This is a genomic window from Variovorax sp. DXTD-1, from assembly GCF_003984625.1.
In the GTDB taxonomy this organism is placed as follows: Bacteria; Pseudomonadota; Gammaproteobacteria; order Burkholderiales; family Burkholderiaceae_C; genus Variovorax.
The window spans coordinates 1-656 of sequence record NZ_RWKH01000077.1 but is presented as its reverse complement, the minus strand read 5'-3'; the positions used below and the strand labels follow the sequence as shown (position 1 = coordinate 656).

General features: G+C 66.5%; 1 protein-coding gene. It reads right to left on the bottom strand.

Annotated features, from left to right (window positions below):
- Positions 1-656: methyl-accepting chemotaxis protein (locus tag EJI00_RS24930; protein WP_260590847.1), on the bottom strand; the 656-nt coding region annotated here is incomplete at both ends.

Here is a 656-nt window from a genome sequence, read left to right as displayed (position 1 = left end):
AGCCTGAACACGCTCACCGCGCTGACCAGGCTGGCGGCCTGCTCCTGCATCGACTGGGCTGCGGCGGCTGCTTCTTCCACCAGCGCCGCGTTCTGCTGGGTGACCTGGTCCATCTGCGCAATGGCCTGGTTCACCTGCTCGATGCCGGTGCTCTGCTCCTGGCTGGCCGCCGTGATCTCGCCGATGATGTCCGCCACGCGCTTGACGCCGCTCACGATCTCTTCCATCGTCTTGCCGGCTTCGCCGACCAGGGCACTGCCCACGTCGACCTTACCGACCGAGTCGTCGATCAGGCCCTTGATCTCCTTGGCGGCTGCGGCCGAGCGTTGCGCCAGGCTTCGGACTTCGGATGCGACGACGGCGAAGCCGCGGCCTTGTTCGCCGGCGCGTGCGGCTTCCACCGCGGCATTGAGCGCCAGGATGTTGGTCTGGAACGCGATGCCGTCGATCACGCCGATGATGTCGACGATCTTCTTGGACGAGGCATTGATCGAGGCCATGGTGTCGACCACCTGGCCCACGACGTTGCCGCCCTTGATGGCGACCTCGGAGGCCGAGAGGGCCAGCTGGTTGGCCTGGCGGGCGTTGTCGGCGTTCTGCTTGACGGTGCTCGTGAGTTCTTCCATCGAGGCCGCCGTCTCTTCGAGCGAGCTGGC